The 21,535-nt window shown below is 51.6% G+C and carries 17 protein-coding genes; all 17 read right to left on the bottom strand.

Translation table 11 applies throughout. The features are described from left to right. The gene (locus tag ACAM27_RS08760) at positions 1-1,149 is read right to left on the bottom strand and encodes a glycosyltransferase (protein WP_369611786.1); all 1,149 of its coding nucleotides are present in this window, start codon (positions 1,147-1,149) and stop codon (positions 1-3) included. Beyond that, on the bottom strand, positions 1,146-2,519 hold the full coding sequence (locus tag ACAM27_RS08755; RefSeq protein WP_369611785.1) for a phenylacetate--CoA ligase family protein: 1,374 nt from the start codon (positions 2,517-2,519) through the stop codon (positions 1,146-1,148). Before ACAM27_RS08755 ends, ACAM27_RS08760 begins: the two co-directional genes overlap by 4 nt. A 31-nt stretch (positions 2,520-2,550) precedes the next feature. Next, positions 2,551-3,975, bottom strand: a complete 1,425-nt coding sequence (locus ACAM27_RS08750; RefSeq protein ID WP_369611784.1) for an oligosaccharide flippase family protein — start codon at positions 3,973-3,975, stop codon at positions 2,551-2,553. A gap of 129 nt (positions 3,976-4,104) precedes the next feature. Further along, a complete protein-coding gene (gene wecA, locus ACAM27_RS08745) occupies positions 4,105-5,166 on the bottom strand; it encodes a UDP-N-acetylglucosamine--undecaprenyl-phosphate N-acetylglucosaminephosphotransferase (protein WP_369611783.1) in 1,062 nt (353 codons plus the stop codon). A 181-nt stretch (positions 5,167-5,347) separates the two neighbouring features. Beyond that, entirely contained in the window at positions 5,348-6,448 is a 1,101-nt protein-coding gene (gene wecA / locus ACAM27_RS08740) for a UDP-N-acetylglucosamine--undecaprenyl-phosphate N-acetylglucosaminephosphotransferase (RefSeq protein ID WP_369611782.1), read from the bottom strand. 312 nt (positions 6,449-6,760) lie between these two features. Then, entirely contained in the window at positions 6,761-7,666 is a 906-nt protein-coding gene (locus ACAM27_RS08735) for a glycosyltransferase family 4 protein (protein ID WP_374730282.1), read from the bottom strand. Between the two features lie 235 nt (positions 7,667-7,901). Beyond that, positions 7,902-9,164 carry a Vi polysaccharide biosynthesis UDP-N-acetylglucosamine C-6 dehydrogenase TviB gene (tviB, locus tag ACAM27_RS08730; protein ID WP_369611781.1) on the bottom strand — a complete coding sequence of 421 codons (1,263 nt, stop codon included), beginning with the start codon at positions 9,162-9,164 and terminating at the stop codon, positions 7,902-7,904. Then, on the bottom strand, positions 9,165-10,181 hold the full coding sequence (locus ACAM27_RS08725; protein WP_369611780.1) for an NAD-dependent epimerase/dehydratase family protein: 1,017 nt from the start codon (positions 10,179-10,181) through the stop codon (positions 9,165-9,167). A 5-nt stretch (positions 10,182-10,186) separates the two neighbouring features. Beyond that, positions 10,187-11,350, bottom strand: a complete 1,164-nt coding sequence (locus ACAM27_RS08720; RefSeq protein WP_369611779.1) for a glycosyltransferase — start codon at positions 11,348-11,350, stop codon at positions 10,187-10,189. After that, the gene (gene wecB / locus ACAM27_RS08715) at positions 11,337-12,476 is read right to left on the bottom strand and encodes a non-hydrolyzing UDP-N-acetylglucosamine 2-epimerase (protein ID WP_369611778.1); all 1,140 of its coding nucleotides are present in this window, start codon (positions 12,474-12,476) and stop codon (positions 11,337-11,339) included. Before wecB ends, ACAM27_RS08720 begins: the two co-directional genes overlap by 14 nt. 17 nt (positions 12,477-12,493) lie before the next feature. Further along, entirely contained in the window at positions 12,494-13,612 is a 1,119-nt protein-coding gene (locus tag ACAM27_RS08710) for a capsular polysaccharide biosynthesis protein CapF (protein WP_369611777.1), read from the bottom strand. 3 nt (positions 13,613-13,615) lie between these two features. Then, on the bottom strand, positions 13,616-14,650 hold the full coding sequence (locus ACAM27_RS08705; RefSeq protein ID WP_369611776.1) for a polysaccharide biosynthesis protein: 1,035 nt from the start codon (positions 14,648-14,650) through the stop codon (positions 13,616-13,618). A 262-nt stretch (positions 14,651-14,912) separates the two neighbouring features. Next, entirely contained in the window at positions 14,913-16,112 is a 1,200-nt protein-coding gene (locus ACAM27_RS08700; protein WP_369611775.1) for a glycosyltransferase, read from the bottom strand. 499 nt (positions 16,113-16,611) lie between these two features. Then, positions 16,612-18,183 carry a lipopolysaccharide biosynthesis protein gene (locus ACAM27_RS08695; protein ID WP_369611774.1) on the bottom strand — a complete coding sequence of 524 codons (1,572 nt, stop codon included), beginning with the start codon at positions 18,181-18,183 and terminating at the stop codon, positions 16,612-16,614. Continuing rightward, entirely contained in the window at positions 18,119-19,291 is a 1,173-nt protein-coding gene (locus tag ACAM27_RS08690) for a glycosyltransferase (protein WP_369611773.1), read from the bottom strand. The genes ACAM27_RS08695 and ACAM27_RS08690 overlap by 65 nt, the downstream gene beginning before the upstream one ends. Continuing rightward, positions 19,288-20,208 (bottom strand): glycosyltransferase family A protein, encoded by a 921-nt coding sequence (locus ACAM27_RS08685; protein ID WP_369611772.1) that lies wholly within the window; start codon positions 20,206-20,208, stop codon positions 19,288-19,290. Before ACAM27_RS08685 ends, ACAM27_RS08690 begins: the two co-directional genes overlap by 4 nt. Continuing rightward, positions 20,205-21,485 (bottom strand): glycosyltransferase family 4 protein, encoded by a 1,281-nt coding sequence (locus ACAM27_RS08680; protein WP_369611771.1) that lies wholly within the window; start codon positions 21,483-21,485, stop codon positions 20,205-20,207. Before ACAM27_RS08680 ends, ACAM27_RS08685 begins: the two co-directional genes overlap by 4 nt. Between the last annotated feature and the right edge of the window lie 50 nt (positions 21,486-21,535).

The raw sequence follows: 21,535 nt of genomic DNA, 5'->3' as shown, positions 1-21,535 counted from the left end.
CTACCGACCAGGATTATAATTGTTCAGAGATTCCGGATGCCCATCACCGTGTCCGGGCAAAAGAATATCCAGATAATTCGCCACCGCCTGGTCAACCGTAAAATCCATGGCCCTGCGGGAAACGTCCGGCTGATCTGAGGCTGCAAGTGCGCTGCTTATGGCTTTGGCCATCGCTCCAACATCGCCAATGGGCACCAAACTCCCCCACCGGCCCTTTTCGAGGATCTCAGCCGGACCATCGGGGCAATCAGTCGATACAACCGGGGCACCGCAGGCCATCGCCTGAATCAAAGCGCCGGGAAGCCCTTCCCAGGCAGAAGAAAGCACAAAAACCGAGCAATGGCGCATGTAAGGGAAAGGATTATCTTTGAATCCCGCCAACCGAACATCACCTTGAACCCCGAGCTCTGTCGCCAGTTTCTCAAGCTCCGAGTGCAGCGGCCCTTCCCCCAGAATAACCAACCTAACCGGTCTCTCTTCGCGAACCCGGCTGAAGGCTTTCAGTAAGGTTGTAAAATCCTTTTGTGGAGAAAGCCGCCCCACACCAAGGACGACAGGCACCGCTTGGTCCCTTTTGAACCAGTCATCCTCAACGGGCAACTGGCTTTTTTCCAGGAGTTCCTGATCTACCACCGGGTTATAGACCGTGGAAACCTTCTGCGATGATAGACCCAGCCCCGTTACCAGATCCTGTTCAACCCCTTTAGAAACGGTAATAACGTGATCAGCGAAAGGGTATCCCATCGCGACAAACCGCTTCATGAACTTTGCGCGTAAGGTTCCCGCATTAGAGGCGGAGACCGACAGATTGGCTCGCTCACTAACCACGAGCCGGACCTTAATACCAGAGAGCCGACGTGCGATTATTGCTGCGACATTAGCATGGGCAAGGGCCGAAAGCATGGCATCTGGCCGGCTGCTGCGAAGATACCTGGCAAGCTTGGGAATACTCTGAAGAACTCGAGGCACTCCCAGGTCAACAACATTCACCATGGCACTAACCTGGGAAAGATAGGCCCCCTCGGCCTGTGCCAGAACCAGATCAACCTTAAGTCCCTGCTCGGCAAAGCGATTGGCGAGAATGACCATTACCCTTTCCGCCCCGCCACCGCTCACGGACGGAAGGAATATTGCCAGATGACCAGTCATTCAACCTCGCTCCAGATATAGATATGCTTACCACTTGGGTTACTGGGCAGGCTAGTGGGTGTTTCTACATCAAGAATAATATCGTTACCGAATACAGCCTTGATGTTATGGATCAATAAAGGCTTTTCCTCCGCAAAAAGCGCCTCGTTCTCCAACAACAAACGGACAACCAAATAATCCACCCCCTTCTGCACAAGCTGATATCGGCCAAATGAAGAAAACGGTTTCGTTTTCTCAGAATCTTTAAAGTACATCATCGTACTCAAAGCAGCTGTAGCAAACGTGCCGTTTCGAGTCTTGAGGATGCTATTGACCCTCCCTGCAACTTCTTGCATCAAAGGCCAGGCTCGACCGCACTCACAGGCCTGTTCCGCCCAAGAGGCGAGGTCCCCGATACGATACCGCAACAGAGGCATTGCACGGTTGGTGAGAGAGGTCACAACCACTTCCCCGATTTCTCCGGGGACACATGGAGTGCCGTCTTCTCTCAGAATCTCCACATGGTGCGTGTATGGATTTACGTGCAGGCCGTCCTGCTCCTTACAGTTACATGCGACGTCACCCACCTCGCGGGAACCATAACGGTTAAATACACGCGTCTGAAACACTTTCTCTATCAGCTCACGCATATGCGGAAACAGTGTTCCCGCCGACGTCAGAATGGCAGTGGGCGAGTGTATTTTAAGGCCATGCTGCTCAACATACCTTGCTAACTCAAAGGCACTCTCAACGTATGCCGTAATCTGCACAGGGCGCACTTCATTAATAACATCTACAAAGTGGCGAAGATCCTGCTCAGACATCCGAAAGGTATTCAAAGGAACTTCGTTCCTCAAAAAACGGCCAACGCGAGCTTTTACGGTTTCACGCCCTACCAACAAATCCCTCTCAGACCCCCAAAGAATGACTCGGGGTTCACCCGCTTTGTAACCTGTCCACACATCGAACAAGGCCTTACCGGCCATCCCATAAAGGTGATATTCACTGTCCTGGATAAAGCGCGCGGGTTCTCCCGTGCTGCCTCCACTGGTATTGACATGCCAGTTTCGGCTGGCAATGTCGTCTGATTTCAACGCCTCAAAGTGCTCCCGTAAAACCCTCTTGTCCAAGAGCGGCAAAGCCCCGAGAGCCGCCATAGGATCATTACGAATCTCGTTGTCATCAAAACCCGCCCGTAAAAGACAGTCTCGGTAGTAAGCAACATGTTGAAAGGCATGAAGTAGAATTCCGCACAACGATTCCAGATGCGCCCGCCCGCTCTCACTGGCGGGTAAAAACTGCTTGCTCAACCACTCCTGACAGAGCTCTAACTGCGGGCGCCGCCCCGTCAGGCGCATCCACCCATTATAAAGACTTACTCTTGCGCCCATCTCTTCTCCAAACCTTCCACGTTCTATCTGATTAACCCGAAAAACGCTGCTGCAAGCGCGCCCGAACACCCGCCACATTCAGGAGCCAACACGCAGCCAACCCCACTATCGTTCCCGCAAGCAATCCGCTCACTAACCCTGACCAAACACTGGTGAACTGGCCAGCTGCTAGCCAGGCAACACCACCAGAGAACCCCCCAATCACCAACGCCCGCCCGATCATTGGACCCAGCGGCGGCATGTCAAATACCCTTAAGCCCAGCACTGCGCTCAAAAGGGCCGATATAACAAAAGCCGCGAGTGTAGCCCAGGCGGCGCCAATAATGCCAAAGCCGGGTATTAAAAGCATGTTTAAAGCCAGATTGGACAGAGCCGCGGCTGCGCCGGTAAGGACTAACCAGCGGCTGGCCACGCCTAACTGAAAGGCCAGGTCGAAATGAAAGGCTTTGATACCCGCAATGGCGCCGGCAAACACCACCCAAGGGAAAATCGCCAAAGCGGCGCTTCTGAACTCAGCACCGATGACAATCTCCACCACCTGCGGTGCCAATGCAACGAAACCGCTTCCTCCAGCAATGGCTGCGACAAAAATCAGTTGGCCGTTCTCGCCGAGTTGCCTTTTTGCAGCAGGGCCGCCTCCGCGTTCCAGCGCCTTCACTGCAAGCGGAAAGGCTGCGGTGTTGATAATCGTCAGTACCAGCATCAGAGTCTGGAACGCCAGATCATATCCAGCGGCATAAACACCAACCGATCGTTCATCCAACAGCCAGGCAATAAGCAGCCGGTCAGACCCGGATACAACCCATGACAATGCAAAGGTGACCGTTAGAGGCAATCCGTATCCGAGCTGACTTTTCAAAGTATCACTCCCGGGCAGTGCTGGCTTCACACCCCGCCATGCAAACCATCCAAAAGCCAGAAACGAAATCAGATGGGCAGCCACCAAACCCACAACAGGGGCTGTTGCGCCCAAACCCAGCCAGGCCAGGCTGCCGCCCAAAGTAATAGCCACAACGGCTTTCGTGCCAGATAACTTCCCATAGCGAACTGGCTCAATACTGGCTTGAGCCAGTGAAAGGTTCAGCTCAAACCAGGCTTGAGTCAAAAGCAGAGCCACAGACAGTAATAACAAGCCCTGCCATAAGGGATCTGGCCACGCCAGAGCTAACACCAAACCGGCGCCCGTTACCGGCACAGCCACACTCAAAAAAAGTGCAAATATCCCGCCCAGATATTGCTCCCGACAGCTCCGGTTTGCCTGATAAAAACGGGCGAGTACCAATCGCAACCATTGGAAAAAAATAACGTTTGCCAAACCTACACCGGCCAGCACCAGTGCATATCGACCAAACTCTTCGGGGGCCAAAAGCCTCGTGAAGACCGCAAGCGCGGCAAAATTGACCAACCCCGGAAGGCCACGGGCGGTGAAATAGTAAAGGGTGTGACGAAGGAGCATGAAACGACAAGCCTTAAAGAAAAAAAGCGCCTTATTAAAGACGCTTTATGCTAAAACCATGGGCGACCAAGCCAACAGTATATCAGACAGCCCACCTGAAGAATGGCAATGAAAAAGTGATATGTAACCTCATTGCTGCGACACCTTTCGCCTGAACACCACCAAGAGTCGCCAAACATGACTTAAAGCCCAATCGTACAGTGCAAACACACCCACAAACGCAGTGAACATAGCCCACTCAGGCACTTCAAAAAACTCGCCGGCCAAACCAACACCCGCAAACAGCAAGGCCACTAATGTGATCAATACCAAAGCTTCAAGGTCTGAAAAACCCGCTCGCATAAAAATGTGGTGCAAATGCTCTCTGTCCGGCTTCATCACAGATTGCCCCTTTCGGGCGCGGCGAACCATAATGGCCACCATATCCATCAGCGGAATGGCAATAATCCACAAAGCCGTCACCGGCCTCATCGCCATCTGCCCGGGCTGTGTAGCGTTTACCAATAGCCAGACTACGGCAAACCCTATGAACATGGAGCCAGCATCACCCATAAAAATACGGCATTTGAAAGGGGGGATCCGCAGGTTTGCCATCAAATAAGGCACCAAGGCACAGGCTATACCAAACGCCAAGGTGAGCTCCGTTGAAAAGCGAGAGTCACCCATAAAGAGAATCGTCAGCGAAACCAGCACAACCAACGACAAGCTGCCAGCAAGCCCATCGATGCCGTCAATCATATTGAACGCATTAGTGGCGCCAATGACCGCCGCAATCGTTACCCAAGGCCCAAAAGCCCCTAACGATACCTCGCCAAAGCCAAACAGATCGCCAAACGTTGACAATGAAACACCAGAGCCAAACGTAAGCACCGCACCCAGAACAACCTGCACACCCAGTCGGAATTTAGCAGGCAGGTCCTTAGCATCGTCTACCGCGCCCACTACGACGAGCAAGGCAGCACAAAACAGGAATAAACCATAAGAATCAATGACCGGCATCCATAACAGCCATGCCAACCCCAACCCGACAAAGGCGCTAAGGCCTCCGATAAGCGGCACCGCACCTCGATGCAACTTGCGATGATCCGGATTATCCAAAAGGCGTACCCGTACTGCCACCGGGCGGAGGATGATCAGAGAAAGGAATGCAAAAAAACCAGCCAAAAGGCCTGTGGAACTCGCCGCTTCCATGTGCTGTCTCTAGTTAACAAATACGAAAAACATCACTGATCTTGCCTGATCACTGACTGGCAGATTTACCCTCAGCCACTTTACACATGGTTATAACAAATCAAAGAGGGGCGACTGCCATTTCACGATTTTTTACGCTGCTGGCCAAAGGAAACACCACAGCATTTACTCACATAAACCTCTATCGCTTTGAACGGCGACGGGGCACTACGCCCGCCGGCCCTAACCCGTCATCCTCGCGGAAAAATCTGAGCAATTTCCAAGCATGCTGCAACAACCCGTCATATAAAGCAAAGACCAACAAAAACGACAGGAACATCAACCACTCATCGATTGCAAGCACCTCGCCCAACAAACCAAACGCCGCCATCAGCACCGCTACAAAGGTAATAATCAATAAGGTCTGACGATGAGAGAAGCCTGCCCGCAGGAAAATATGGTGCAAGTGCTCTCTATCTGCCATCATCAGCGGCTGCCCCTTCCTGGCTCTGCGAACCATAATCGCCACCATATCGATCAACGGCACCGCAATAAACCACAAGGCGGTGACCGGACGCATCACCGCATGCTCTCCCTGTGTAGCCCGCACCAAAAGCCATACCACCGCAAAGCCAATAAACATCGACCCCGCATCGCCAGAGAACACTTTACCCCGCGCGCCAAACAACTGCAGGTTCGCAAGCAGATACGGCAACAATGCCCCTACAAGGCATATGGTCATCAAAAATTCGCTGTAATAGGCAGGGGAGGCGCTAAAAACGTACGCCAAGCCCAAAAGCGCGGTTATAGCCAAAGCGCCTATCAGGCCATCTATCCCATCAACCATATTGAAGGCGTTCGTAGCACCAATAACTGCGGCAATAGTGACTAAGCTTCCAAGGAACGCTCCCAGCACCACATCACCCCCACCGAACAGATCACCAACCTGATAAAGGTATTGCTCTGCTCCAGCAACAAGCAAAAAGCCCACAAGCACTTGGCTTCCTAACCTAAGGCTGGCCGGCAAATCATTTGCGTCGTCTAATGCTCCCACACCGACTAGTAACGTAGCACCCGCCAAAAACCAATGAAACGTTTCATCCAACGACACAAACAAAAGCAACGGAAGAGCGAAACCGAGGAAAGCGCTCAATCCGCCGACGAGGGGCACTTGGCCAGCGTGAACCTTACGGTGATTTGGAGCGTCCAGCAGGCGCAACCTTGGTGCCAACGAACGCAAAAGACCAAGAGAAACCAGCGCTGACAGAAAACAGAATAACCAGACAATGAGAAACGACGTCACCTTAGCCTCCCTGCTTAAACCAAAGCAACCTATAGCTTTATCGCATAGTATATTTCATACCAATATTATTACAGAAAAATAACACGAAGTTACAGTAAGCAATCAATCAAATGACCAAATCAGAGGTATCAGGCCGATAGACGTTGATGCCACCAGCAGTGACAAGGGTACTCCCACGCGAGCGTAGTCAAGAAATTGATAACGCCCAAGACCGTAAGCCAATCTGTCAGGTCAATTGAAACTTCCGGGAGGAAACTTCTGTAAAAATCATATTGTTTGATGATTGCCACTGGCAGAGGGGGCGCCCACCCTTTAAGGCGAGCAGGGCCGGTGCGGAAGACATTCTAGGTAGGCCTTTACCACCACATCCTCGCTAAAGTGCGCCTGCATTCTCTGCCGGGCGGCGTTTCCTGCTTTTTGTAGCTCCTCTGCATTCATGTCCACCACCCGCATCATTTGCTGCGCTAGAGACTCGGCACTGCGTACCTCACACAACCACCCGGTTACCTCTGGCTCAATGGCCTGACGGCAGCCAGGCACATCCGCCACGATGGCCGGGCGGCCCATGGCTCCGGCTTCAAGGACAGTGCGGGGCATGCCTTCTCGATAAGAGGGCAAAACCAGCACATGGGCCTTCTCAATCAGCGGGCGCACGTCTTCTGTGACACCCGAGTATTTCAAAACCTCTTCTTCCTGCCACTGACGAACCTCTTCTTCCGAAATCGCCGTGCGATTACTCACCCCCAGCGGCCCTACCAACAAACAATGCACATCCAGCTCCTTGGCTACCAGCTGCCGGCAGGCTTCGGCATATTCTCGAACGCCTTTATCTCCCAGCAAACGGGCAATCATAATAAAGGTAAAGGGTCCGCCTTCCGGCAAAGGAGAAGGCCGAAACCGCTGTAAATCCACTCCGGAGCCTGGCAACAGGGTATGGGGCGTATCTCCCAGCAATCCCTTTTCCGAAAAAAACGACAGATCTTCTTCATTCTGGAAGAACAGGCGCCGCGCCTTGCGATTCACCAAGCCATACACCTGCCGCACTCGGCGGAACAACCAGGAGTCGTGGATAAACGCCGTACCCAAACCAGAAATGTTGTTGGCAAACGGAACCCCCTGTAGCGAACACACCAGGCCGCAATAAATGTTCATCTTAACGGTGAAATTGAACACGAAGTCCGGCTGGTACTGGCGCATCACCGCCCAGATAAAACGCACACTGCGCACCTCCTGCACTATGCCCGTACTCTTACCATCCAGCGGCAAGCCAACGTGCTCCACCCCCAACTCATCAACTAGGCGCTGGCTAAAATCATCTTTCGGAGACAGGCAAAGTACCCTGTTGCCCTGCTTAAGAAAAGCATGGATAGTGCTGCGGCGAAAGTTATACAAATACCAGGAGGTATTAGACGTCAGAAAAACTAACGGAATGGAAGAGTTTCGGTTTTCCATATCACAACCGCAAATCCGCCTCACCCAAAGGCAACACACCTTTGAGATCAAACAATATACCGTCCTTCCGAAGATAGCTGCGCAGGTCACCTGCACTCATCGCCATGTATTCCCGGTGAGGCACGGCCACGATCACGCTGCTGTAGCTACCCTGCTGCGGCTTTTCCGTCAAGCTGAGACCGTATTCGTGCTCCGCTTCGGCACTATCGGCCCAGCAGTCGGTTACATCCACCTGGCAGCCGAAATCTTGCAATTCTTTTATTACGTCAATCACGCGGGTATTGCGCAAATCAGGGCAGTTTTCCTTGAAGGTGAAGCCCATCACCAGCACCCGAGCGTTGGCGACGGTGTGGCCGGCTTTGATCATGGCCTTTACCAGCTCAGCCGCCACATAGGGCCCCATGCGATCATTGGTACGGCGGCCCGCCAGGATAATTTCGGGGTGATAACCAATGGCCTGAGCTTTGTGAGTTAGGTAGTACGGGTCGACGCCAATACAATGACCTCCCACCAACCCGGGCTTGAACGGAAGAAAGTTCCATTTGGTTCCTGCAGCAGCCAGCACTTCGTGGGTATCTATGCCTAGTCGGGCGAAGATCATGGCAAGTTCATTCATTAGCGCAATATTCAGATCCCGCTGGGTGTTTTCAATTACCTTTGCCGCTTCCGCCACTTTGATAGAGCTGGCCTTATGAGTACCCGCGGTAACGATGTCCGCATACAGGGCATCAATCTCCTCCGCGATGGCAGGTGTTGAGCCAGAGGTGACCTTCATAATGGTGGTTACCCGGTGTTCCTTATCCCCCGGGTTGATTCTCTCAGGGCTGTAACCGGCGTAGAAATCTTCATTGAACTTGAGACCAGAGACCCGCTCCAACACCGGCACACAAATTTCTTCCGTGGCACCCGGGTACACTGTGGATTCGTAAATCACGATATCGCCGGATTTCAGCACTTTACCAACACTCTCGCTGGCCTTTACCAGTGGAGTTAGATCGGGCGTTTTGTAGTCATCAATAGGCGTGGGCACGGTCACAATGAAGACCTTGCAGTTTACGATGTCATCCAAGGAATCCGTGAACGTCAGGAGACTAGCAGCGGCTAGCTCCTCCGCTAGGACTTCTCGCGTAAAATCCTCTCCTTGTTTCAGCTCTGCAATGCGGTTGGCTTTGATATCAAATCCCACCACCGGACGCTTTTCACCAAAGGCTACCGCAAGGGGCAGGCCTACGTAACCCAGGCCAATAACAGCTATGCTCTTCATTCAGTTCTCCAAATACCAGGGCATAGCCTTAGCTATCCCCTCACGAATCCTAAACTCCGGCGCATACCCCAGCTTACTAGCCGCCTTACTAATATCCGCCTGGGAGTGCCGAACATCCCCGGGCCGGAAATCCCGGTACACCGATTCTTTATCATAAGTCACGCCATTCTCTGCCAGCGCACACTTAAGCGCGCCGAACAGATCATTCAACGTAGTACGGTCACCCACCGCCACGTTGTAAACCTCGTTTTTGGCAGAATCCTCCGCCGTGGCCGCCAGCAGGTTGGCCTGCACCACATTCTCGATAAAACAGAAATCCCGGCTGGTTTCGCCATCGCCGTTGATGAACACATCCTCGCCACGCACCATGGCCGCCGTCCATTTCGGGATAACCGCGGCATAGGCACCGTTTGGGTCCTGACGCTTGCCAAACACATTGAAGTAACGCAGGCCAATGGCCTTGAAGCCGTAACTGCGGGCGAACACCTCGGCATACAGCTCATTCACATACTTGGTCACCGCATAAGGCGACAACGGTTTGCCAATGTTCTCTTCCACCTTCGGCAACGCCGGGTGATCACCATAGGTAGAGCTAGACGCCGCATAAGTGAAGCTCTTCACCCCCGCATCCCGCGCCGCCACCAGCATGTTCAGGAAACCCGTAATATTGGCAGCATTGGTGGCAATGGGGTCCTTCAAAGACCGGGGCACCGAGCCTAGCGCCGCCAGGTGCAGCACGTAATCCACACCTTCACAAGCCTGGTGGCAGTGTTTCAAATTACGGATATCGCCTTCGATGAAGGTGAAGCGAGACCACTGCTTTGGTGACACCACAGACTGGACTTCATCCAGATTGCTTTGGTGACCGGTGGCGAAGTTGTCCAGGCCTACAACTCGTTGATTTAGCTTTAGGAGGTGTTCGAGGAGATTGGAACCTATGAAGCCGGCGGTGCCTGTGATTAACCAAGTTTTAGTATTATCCTTAAGATTACCAAGTAAGTTCTTATAAATTGTCATTTCACCTAACCAATGATTTTTTTAAATTCTTCAGCATAATTCTCAGGGGCAAAATAAGCAGCGGAAGTTTCTTTAGCCTTCGCCCTCAAAGCCCCATCTGAGGCCAAATCAACAGCCCTATCAATTACCTTGACTAAGCTATCAACATCCGAACCAGGAGACACCAGCCCATTGACGCCATCTACCAAATAAATATCCAGATCGCTTGTTATATTCGCTACAACAGGTGTACCAAGAGCCATGCTTTCCACAAACTTCGTAGGAAACCCGGCCTGCACACTTCTAATATTCGGCCGAATTATTACTGAATAGTCTGACCTTCCCACAAGGTCTACAGTGTCACTATGACTCAACACCCCATGACACTTAACAACTTTATCAATTACCGCCTGACTAAAACCGGTCAACGGAGTGTACTCACTAAGCTTTTCTCTTGAGACACCAGCTATATGTAGCTCAACATTTCGCCCTGCATCATGAGCACTCAGAACGGCAGAAACAATGGAAGACAGAGAGTCCTTCTTTCCTGGAGTGCCTGCGTATACGAATGTCACTGGTTCGTTACGCTCGGCCGAACGGGCAAAATCATTAATATCAAAACTTGCTGTCGGCGGAACCTTTATTATATTTTCAAAATGAGGCGCATAGTAATTCTTCAAATAATCGCTAATGACAATTACCCCATCACACCTCTTGACTAAAAATCGCATCGCCAACTCAATATTAAGAAAGTATGGCGATAAAATCTTGGATATTAGCCCTGGCGGGTCGTACCATTCAACAGCATCAAATATTAGTTTAACGTTGTATTTGCGTGCCCAAGGCAGCAAACGAATTAGGTATGGAGAGTAGCCGCTATATAGAATAACCGCATCAGGCTTTCTCCCCAACGACTCCAGCCAGCGAACAGTACTCTTGCCCGCGGTAAAGTACATAAAATGCTTCAACAGCGTTGGCAGGTTTTCATGCCGCCGTTCATTCAACGACACAACAGGTATTCCGTTGTAATCTTGCATAGGCGAGTCGGAGAGCTGGCCTGAACTTACCAACACGTCGTAACCAGCATATTGCAGTGATCTACAGTTGCCATAAATCCTTCGTGCGGCAGCCCCTCCATTAGGGAAGCTGTAAGGGCCAACATAGGCCACGAGTTTCCTATTCTCGGTCATAGAGCTTCCAAACCGTCTGCATCACATAATCCCGGTAACTATGGATTATCCGAACCACCTTCTCCGCCACGTTCGGCATGCTGTAATCCGCCACCAGGCGCATGGAGCGCTCATCGCCCCAGTCCTGGTTTTCCAGAATGGCCAGGCCCTGTAGCACACGTTCGGTGCTCAGGCCCACCATCATGGCAGCGGTTTCTTCCATACCCTCGGGGCGTTCGTGGGCTTCGCGAATGTTCAACGCGGGGAAGTTGAGGATCGATGCTTCTTCGTTAATGGTGCCGCTATCAGACAACACCGCCTTGGCACTCAACTGCAGCTTGTTGTAGTCCTTGAAGCCCAGTGGCTTCAGCAGGCGTATATGATCGTGGAACTGCACACCCATGGCATCCACCCGTTTCTGGGTTCGGGGGTGGGTGGAGACAATCACCGGGTAGCCGTACTGCTCTGCCACGACGTTCAGGGTGTCTACCAGGGCCAGGAAGTTACGGTCGGAATCCACGTTCTCTTCCCGGTGGGCGCTCACCACAAAGAACTTGCCCGCTTCCAGCCCCAGGCGTGCCAGCACATCCGAAGCGTCAATGCCCTCGCGGAAGTGGTTCAGCACTTCAAACATCGGGCTGCCGGTTTTGATCACCCGGTCTGGCAACAGGCCTTCGCGCAGCAGGTAATCCCGGGCGATGGTGCTGTAGGTCAAGTTGATGTCGGCGGTGTGGTCCACAATACGGCGGTTGATCTCTTCCGGTACCCGCATATCAAAGCAGCGGTTGCCCGCTTCCATATGGAAGGTCGGGATTTTACGGCGTTTGGCGGGAATCACCGCCATGCAGCTGTTGGTATCACCCAACACCAGCAGAGCTTCCGGCTGAACGTCCGCCAGGACTTTATCGACGGCGATGATCACATTGCCAATGGTTTCGGCACCGCTGGCGCCGGCTGCGCTCAGGAAATGGTCGGGCTTGCGAATGCCCAGGTCCTGGAAGAAGATTTCATTCAGCTCGAAATCGTAGTTCTGGCCGGTGTGCACCAGAATGTGTTCGCAATACTCATCCAGCTTGGCCATAACCCGGGACAAGCGAATAATCTCTGGCCGGGTGCCGACCACGGTCATTACTTTCAGTTTTTTCATGGCAGTTCCAAATTCGGTCAGGCTTCGGTACCCACTGGGCACGCGAAGGTATCCGGGTTGTCCCGGGCAAAAATTTCATTGGCCCAGAGCATACACACCAGTTCGTCTTCACCCACGTTGGTGATGTCGTGGGTCCAGCCCGGTACGGTTTCCACAATCTCCGGCTGGGTGCCTTCGGTGAATAGTTCGTAGAACTCCCCGGTCAGCATATGGCGGAAGCGGAAACAGGCCTTGCCCTTGATCACCAAAAATTTCTCTGTTTTCGAATGATGGTAATGGCCACCCCGCGTTATGCCTGGGTGGGCGGTGAAAAAGGAGAACTGGCCGGCATCCGGGGTTTTCAGCATTTCTACAAACACCCCGCGCTCGTCGCCGTGTTGGGGCACAGTGTAGGTGAAACGCTCCGGCGGCAGGTAACTTACGTAGGTGGAATATAGTGCCCGCACCAGCCCGGTGCCTACTGGCTCGGTAATCAGGTTATCCCGGGTAGCCTTGAAGCGGTTCAGCTGGCTGGCCAGCTCGCCTACGGTAATCTGGTAAACCGGCTCCACTTCTACAAACGGACCGTTCTGTGGCTCGCCGCCCAGCAGGCGGAGGAAACTGGCGATTACGTCGTCCACATACACCAGGTTGATCACTGCATCCGGGTCGTTAATCTGTACCGGCATATCCCGGGCGATGTTGTGGCAGAAGGTGGCCACCGCCGAGTTGTAGTTGGGCCGTGCCCATTTGCCGAACACGTTGGCCAGGCGATAAATGTAGACCGGATTGCCGGTGGCTTCGCGCAGCGCCAGCAGGGCGTCTTCGGCTTCCCGCTTGCTGGTGCCGTAGTCATTATCCCGCTCGGCCTGAATCGACGAGCTGTAGATCACCGGAATACTCCGGCCAGTGGCCTGCACCGCGTTGCACAAAGCCTCGGTCAGGCCGGCGTTGCCGGTGGTGAACTCCGACGGGTCTTGCGGGCGGTTGACACCGGCCAGGTGCACAATCCAGTCCACATCATCCAGCAGTCCCGGCAGGTCTTGCTCGGAGTGTTCCCGGGTGAAGGGCACCACCTCAAAACCGCCTTTCTCCTGCAGGTGCATTTGCAGGTTCTTGCCGATAAAACCGTTAGCGCCGGTTACCAGTACTTTCATCAATCAGTCCTCCGGGGCTTGATACTCACCCCGTTCCAGGGCACGAATAAATTCCAGCTTACGCAGTAAGGTTTGCATACCGGCAACATCCAGGCGCTCGGTGTTGTGGGAGTTGTAATCCTCGGTGTGGGAGATCTTCTCCTCCCCCTGCTCCACAAACTTGCCGTAGTTCAAATCCCGCAAATCCGGTGGAACGCGATAGTACTCCCCCATATCCTGGGCGCAGGCCATTTCTTCCCGGCTGAGCAGGGCTTCGAACAATTTTTCGCCGTGGCGAGTGCCAATCACATTGATGGGGTGGTCCGGTTTGCCCACAAGGTCAGTCAGAGCCCGGGCCAAGGTTTCGATGGTGGCTGCAGGCGCTTTCTGCACAAACAGATCACCATTGCTGCCGTGCTCAAAGGCGTACAGCACCAAGTCCACCGCGTCTGCCAGGGTCATCATGAAGCGGGTCATGTTCGGGTCGGTAATCGTCAAAGCCTCACCGGCACGAATCTGGTCCACGAACAACGGGATCACCGAGCCACGAGAAGCCATCACGTTGCCATAGCGGGTACCGCAGATCACGGTTTTTTCCGGGTCTACATTGCGGGACTTGGCCACCATCACCTTCTCCATCATCGCCTTGGAGATGCCCATAGCGTTGATGGGGTAAACCGCCTTGTCTGTACTAAGGCAGACCACTCGCTTCACTTCATTCTGAATGGCCGCTTCCAACACATTCTCGGTGCCGATCACGTTGGTTTTCACCGCCTCCATAGGATGAAATTCGCAAGACGGCACCTGCTTTAGCGCCGCCGCGTGGAAAATAAAATCCACGCCCCGGGTAGCGTTCAAAATACTGTTGTAATCCCGCACATCGCCAATATAAAACTTGAGTTTGGGGTTGGCATAGCGCTTGCGCATGTCATCCTGTTTTTTCTCATCCCGGCTGAAGATACGGATTTCTTCGATGTCGGTATTCAGGAAACGGTTGAGAACGGCGTTGCCGAAGGAGCCGGTTCCGCCCGTTAAAAGAAGTTTACCATTTCTAAACATTAGATTAGCCTTTGTTCATCAATTCAGATAAAAATCACAGTGCTTTGGCGCGCTCTCATAAAATCAGCGATTGGGCAGCCAGAAAACTCAACGTGGACAAAAAACCGACAATTCAAAATCAATATCAACCCCAAAAAATATCTCTTAAACTCACAAAAAGCCTAAGACATCTAAACTAGCTTATACCTTACACCCCATTAAAACAGATAAAATCCAATAACCTGGTCATCCTTTAAGGAAACTTAACGCAGCCTTAATAGCATTACTGAAGGCGGCCCATAAAACTTCTAAATAGATCGATCCAGTTCTGCTTTTCAAATGGATTATTACTCAATTGCTCTTCCCTCATCCTCATGTAATCGCCAGCATCCATTTCAACTGCCAGCTTAAGCGCCTTAAGAATAGATTTCGAATCAAAGCCTTCCACCACAATGCCATTTCTTTTGTGAAAAAGGTAGTTTCCGATATCACTTGTGATGTTCGATATAACAGGAACACCTAGAGTTGTCGCCTCCATATATTTTGTGGGAAATCCTGAATTTGAAACTCTATTTGGCTTTCGTACGAAGATTGAGTAATGGGAATTAACTAATTTTCTTAGAGCTGTCTCATGACTTACCCTACCGTGAAACCGAACGCGATTACCAAGAAGCTGCAATGTTATTACATGCCGAGGAACTTCTGAAAGATATGTCTCTTTATCAATCCCAACAATATCCAGCACAAACTTACAACCATCTAACGGGAGCAGTGAAAATGCCTGCACTATTTGAGGCAGAAGATCTTTGTGCATCCTGAGACCTGGGCTTCCGCTATATACAAATGTTCTAGCTTCAGGATCAAGCTCAGCGGAGCTCATTGCTTGCGACCACTTCCATTCATCTTTATCTACAACAAATGGAAGTATCATCATATTTCTCGATAAAATCTTCCTAGCAAGAAACGATGATGTGCAAATAACGTTTCCAACATACTTAGATAGAACCCTCATTCTAAATTCGGTATCAACAACCCGGATAATATTCCTTACTATTTTTGCTCCCTCCCAACCATACCATTCCGTGAGATCAAGAGCGACGGGAGCATTAATTTTGGCACACCGCCGCATAACCGACATCAATCCTCGAGATGGATAGTTATATAGAAGAACAAGGGCCACCTTTTCGGGCCCAATATACTTAGCTACATCTTCGACCGAAGCGCCATCCACAACATAATCGCACTCACTGGAGTCGAGAAATGGCCTACGTATATCTCTAGCCTTTACGCCATTGACTACAATCTCATATTGGTCATATTTTGTCCTAGGTGCAGAAACAAATTTCCCCAGTATCAAAACACGATATCCAGAATATTCGGCAAGTTTCGCAAGTCCGATCGCCCTTGTTGCAGAAGCAGTCCTATCCGGAAGTCCAAACCCACCTGCGAGGATAATCCACTTTTCTGGAGTGAGCCTATGCATTAACTCTCCCTAACTTTTCTTTGCATCGCGCGTTTTTATTAACGCCATAAATTAAAATTTAAACTTAGTGAAAGAAAACTCTATCTTTTCGTTAGACTCATTTTAATAACGCGAAACTTGATGGGCAGCATCGGGCGTAAACCAATCTCAACATCTTTGAGAAAATTTATTCTCGATAGCAAAGCAGCGTCGCCACTGTCCCACCTGTAGATTTTCGGCGAGAGATTAGCATTGCAGTGAGAAAGGTATCATCACTTTCCCAAGCTATCGGATATATGAGCTTTGGAAATTTCCCATTTCATACATAAGAAGATGACAAGAAACCAACACGGTTGAAGACTTTGAACTGAGCATAACCAAATTGTACCAAGTGTTTCAGTAATAGTCGTCTCCGAAGTTCCACAGCATACGCAAGCGCTTAAACGGTACTATTAACGCACTGCTCCGAAAAGAACACCTTCAGAAAGCCCAGAGAATACATAAGCAATATAATGACACCTTAGCCACGCCGTAATTTCCACACCTGCAATCGCCCTAAGAAACGCTCAATAAATACACGCTCCTCGGAATTAACCCCAAACTTATAAACGCTAAGGCAGAATAGCAGCGTATACACGAGGCCACCGACAATAAGCGGCATCCAGCCCGCTGGAAGGAAGTGCTCTATCCAAAGCCCAAAGGCTGTCAGCAAAGCTGCAACCGGAACGATCCCGCGCCCGGTTTTTACCAAGTAACGTCCGATCTCCATACCGACTTTGAGCTTCAGTAACAATGCAATCAACATATAACCCAACATGATCGCGATCCCGGTGCTAAGTGCCGCGCCCAGAACCCCCATCACTTGAAGCAAGTGAAGCGTCAAAGGAATATTAAAAACAGCGATTGTGAAAGTAATCGCCGATTTCTGCCAGTACAATCCTTTGACCTGAAGGATGATGTTCCTGGCATTGCCCGTCAACTCGAACGTATAAGGGATGAGTACAGCCAGCATAACCCAATAAGACGATGAAAATTCCGGCCCCAGCCATAGAACAAGAAACCGGTGACCGAATACTATCAGGCCACCCAGGATCAGAAGAAGAAACATAGCCTGGATCCGCGAAACGCGAATCATCATATCAGTCAATGCTCGGGCGTCAGCCCCTTGATCTACCTGCCGGATGATCTCCGGGGTCATAACACGCGACAAGGCGGTGGCAAAGCTCATAAAGTATTTGTTAAATGTCACTCCGATCGAGTAGATCGCGATGGGTGCCGCTCCGAGCATGGAGCCGATCAATACACTATCCAAACGCCAGAATAAAACTTCAGCGATCATGACAACAAAGATAGGTGCAGCATATCCACCAACTCGTCTGAGAACCTCGAGTTCTGGTAAAGATAGTCTTACCCTAGCGCCAAGAACACAAATGGAATACCCAAGACGCATCACGGCCTGTAGCACAGTGGCAACTGTCGCAACCGTAACAACCGCCACAGCCCCCCCCCCCCTGATAAGTACTACAAGCATAACTAAGGTTGAAAAGACCGTCGCCGCAATTTCCATGCTACGCAGGAAAACAAAAGACTCCGTAGCGGACAATAAGGCGCCAACAGGGTTCAGCGCCACGACTACCGCAGCGCCGAAACCAGTGATTAGAATCATTTCACGTAGTATTCTGACTTGCTCAGGTGTATTTTGATCACCAAAGACGGGTTCAGCCATCACGCTAAACCCATATGCAGCCAGCATTACAAACCCACCAACTATTGCGTACAACCCAAGCATTTTGCCAAAGAACTTATCACGCTCGATCTTATCTTTTTCATGGCCAACAAAAAAACGCAGAACCGAATCGTTCATGCCAAAATCAAGGATGTATAGATAAGCAGCCAGAGCGCCAATCAAGGTGTAAAGCCCGTACCCCTCAACCCCCAATGAAGCCACAAGAAATGGGGTGAACAAAAGCGTCACCACCAGTTTGACCAGAATCAAGAGATAGGACAGAACGACACCAGAAGCTCGTCTACTCACACCGGCCCCCATTACACATAAAGAGATCTTCCAGCCTATCCAGCTTTGCTTCATCATCAAGTAATGCTGCAGGGTAACCTCCACCCGCCAAGCCTTGCCTGAACTGCTGGTCAGTCAGCATTCGGGTCATCCCGGCAATAATATCTGCCTCTTCTTGTTCCACAATAAGTCCATTTTTCTCTGATACCAGCTGCTCATCAATGCCAGAGACACGAGTCGCAATGACTGACTTCCCCAAAACTCTAGCTTCGTTTATGACCCCGCAAAGCCCTTCATAATTTGAAAGCATCGCAATCAGATCAGCGGCTTGATAGGCGGGAAATGGATTCTGAAGCGTCCCAAGCAGCGACATACAATCGGCAATATCCAGTGTTGCGATTTCTGCTTCAAGCAAGGTTCGGTCCGTGCCGGAACCTGCGATGTACCAATGGAATCTTAGCCCCTTGTCCTTGAGTGCACGACATACCCTTGCCATCCTAACAAGACCTTTGGCTCTATCATTCAAACGACACACTGTGAGGATATTGACAAATCCATCTCTCGAGGGATCAAATGGTGGCGGGGCCTTACCGGCCATTGCTTGCATCTCGTCTGGAGCAATGATGTTGTATATCACTACTGCCTTGCTCAGCGCTTCCGGAACAGCCATTAATAAAGACCTCCGCGAGACTTCAGAGACGCAGATGAAATAATCCAGTTCACCAGCAGCAGATCTCAGGGCTTCCGTCACACGTCCACTCGGGTCGGCGCCTGACAGATCATTACGGATCCAGATCGCTCGGACATCAGCTCGAACGACGCGCCGTACGAAATAACTCGGCGTCCCCATCAGTAAAACCGCTGCGGCTTCATACCGGCGAAACAGAAAGGGCAGCATACGCAAGGCCCCGATGGCTCGCATGAACAAATATCCGAAGAGGTCCGGCAACTCTCGTAACCTAGATGACCACTCTCGAGCGGCTAAAAATTGGTGCCCACATGCACGCGGTCGCAGGCGCACCACGGTGACACGTGGGTCAATCTCAGGCTCGAGTTCACCGCCGCCAGTGGTTAGTACGAGCGTAACCTGCCAGCCACGGTCGCACATTGCGCGCAGCATGCGCAGAGTTGACTTTTCCGCGCCACCGACATTCAGGATAGGGTAGTGAAACAAAACGCTTTTCATCGAAACCCTCGCATACCCAACCAGGTACGAAGATCTCTCAAAAAACGCTTATACCAAGGACCACCATAGATTCGAGCTACACGACGAACAATGGAAGGTTGCTCTACGACATGCTCTAGGGTATATGACCGCGGTTGCAATACCGTGCACCTATTTACGTTTTGACCATGACGGGTATGAACCCCGCTACCATCGTAACCAATATTGCGCACGCGGTTATGCAAAGGATAAATGGTGTGGCGACCGCTCAGTGTCTGCCAAAGACCGAAGCGGATGGACCAGGAATCTATCTTACCTTCCAATTGCCGGCGTAGCCGATCAACCCGGTCATTCCCTGCTGTATTGAAACGGCGCCGCAGCGACGATTTGCTCCAAAGTAAACCGGCATCTCTTGCATCCCAATCAATCTCATACCAGCGGTCAGCCCATGTCCCCCAACATTGACTACAATTGCGTGGGATCGCCATAACATCCTTTGCATGATCAGGGGGTTGTTCGGCAAAAGGTGAGAAGCCTGTGACAGAACCAACCTTCTGATCACTTTCATAAAATTTGAGGCAATCATTCATGAAACGTAGGAAATCCGGCGCGACCAAAACATCATCTTCGACGACAATTACCCGACCCGCACCCTCAAGAACCGCGCTCACCCCGCCGATAATGGACTGGGCAAGTCCCTTGTTATCCTGCGAGGTTTCAATTCGGACTGAGCGGAAACAACTGATCCAAGCTGAGTCTCCCGCAACGCTACGTGTTGCCTCAATACGCGCGAAATCCGCTCCATCCTTCGAACCATCGCAGAAAATCCAAAGATCGCTTTGCGACGCACCTTCGGCATCGGCAAGATGGGCTAATGTCTGGTGTAAATGATCCGGCCGGTTATAGGCGAAAACGATGATTGGAGCCATGCAGCTCATGCACGCACTCCTCTGGAGCCTTGAACTATGGCTTCGTATGCAACAAGCAAGTCTGCAAGGTTCCGTTCGGGGTCATGGGTTTGTAGCGCCCGAGCTCTTGCCGCTTCGGACAATTGACTTGCCAGTCCCGGGTCTTCGAAGATACGCCGTACTTGGAACGCCAGCATCGCCGGGTCATCAGGCCGGTAGAACAATGCTTCAACCTCATCGCGAGCCATCGACGGCGCACCGCCACAGTATGCCGAAACAGTGGGTGCTCCAAGTATCATCGCCTCACCCAGTGTGTTTGGGCTATTCTCGATAATTGAGGCCATCAGGCAAACATGCGAGCGTGCCATCTGATCAGCCATCGCCTGAGCGGAAAGCACACCTGTAAAACGCACGTTGCCTTCAAGGCCCAACTTGCGAATCAGGCCCAACAGATACACCGAGTAGCCTACGTAACGTTTCAGTGATGCCCGAGGTAAAGTACGGGGATCAACTCCTGCAATATGCAAGGTCACACCAGGGAAATCACGCTTCAGGATAGCTAGGGCCTCAACCGCAATATGCGCTCCTTTACGGGCAGAGGAGCCATTCCCCATAAAAATTGAGAAGGGCTCGGCGCTGCTCCAATCCCAGGAGGCAGAATAAAAAACTTCTCGAAGAATGCGCGAGCAATGGTGATACGTTGCGTCAGGAGACAATGCTTTTGCTTGGGCTCTATCCCACAACGTTCGCCCCATAACGTGGTCTACTGACTGCATGGCCGCGCGCTCAGACTGAAGTCGCGGCAGGAACTGCCACTGTCGCTGTAACAGGAGGGCCATCGCTGTAAGCGCCAAGCGTGGCTTAAACGGGTTCAACATGGCAAAGATCGGCAAGCGGCCCAATTCATAATTCGCAATGCCATTTAAAACCCCTTGCATCGACAATAGACATGGTCCGCTCCATGTTGAAAGGAATCGACGTGAGTGACGCATCTCGGCGCCTTCCACATGCAGGATATCGGGCGCGAAATCGGCCAGCACTTTATCAACATCGACCTGCGCCACATCATATCGATCTCGCTGCTGCGGCAACGCGTAGTAAGTAATTCCGTCTTTTTCGATCCGCTGAAAACGCTTTGACTCAGAACGCATGGCGACGCCAATTTCATAGCCAGGTATTTGCGCCAGCCGACGCGTCATCAGCGTTAACCAACCGCCGAAAGGGGTAGGAGTCTGCCCCAACTCCTCGGCAATGTCAGGCAAGTCGATGTTCGAAGTCCAAAGAACTCTCGTTATACTTTCAGTCATTTAATCCTCGCAGGGTTTCAAGAAAGCCTCAGGCCTCATGGTGCCGTGCT

The sequence above is a fragment of the Marinobacter sp. RI1 genome (assembly GCF_041155085.1).
Taxonomy (GTDB): Bacteria; Pseudomonadota; Gammaproteobacteria; order Pseudomonadales; family Oleiphilaceae; genus Marinobacter; species Marinobacter nauticus.
Note: the sequence above shows the minus strand (reverse complement) of the source record. Positions and strands in the feature narration are given on the sequence as shown.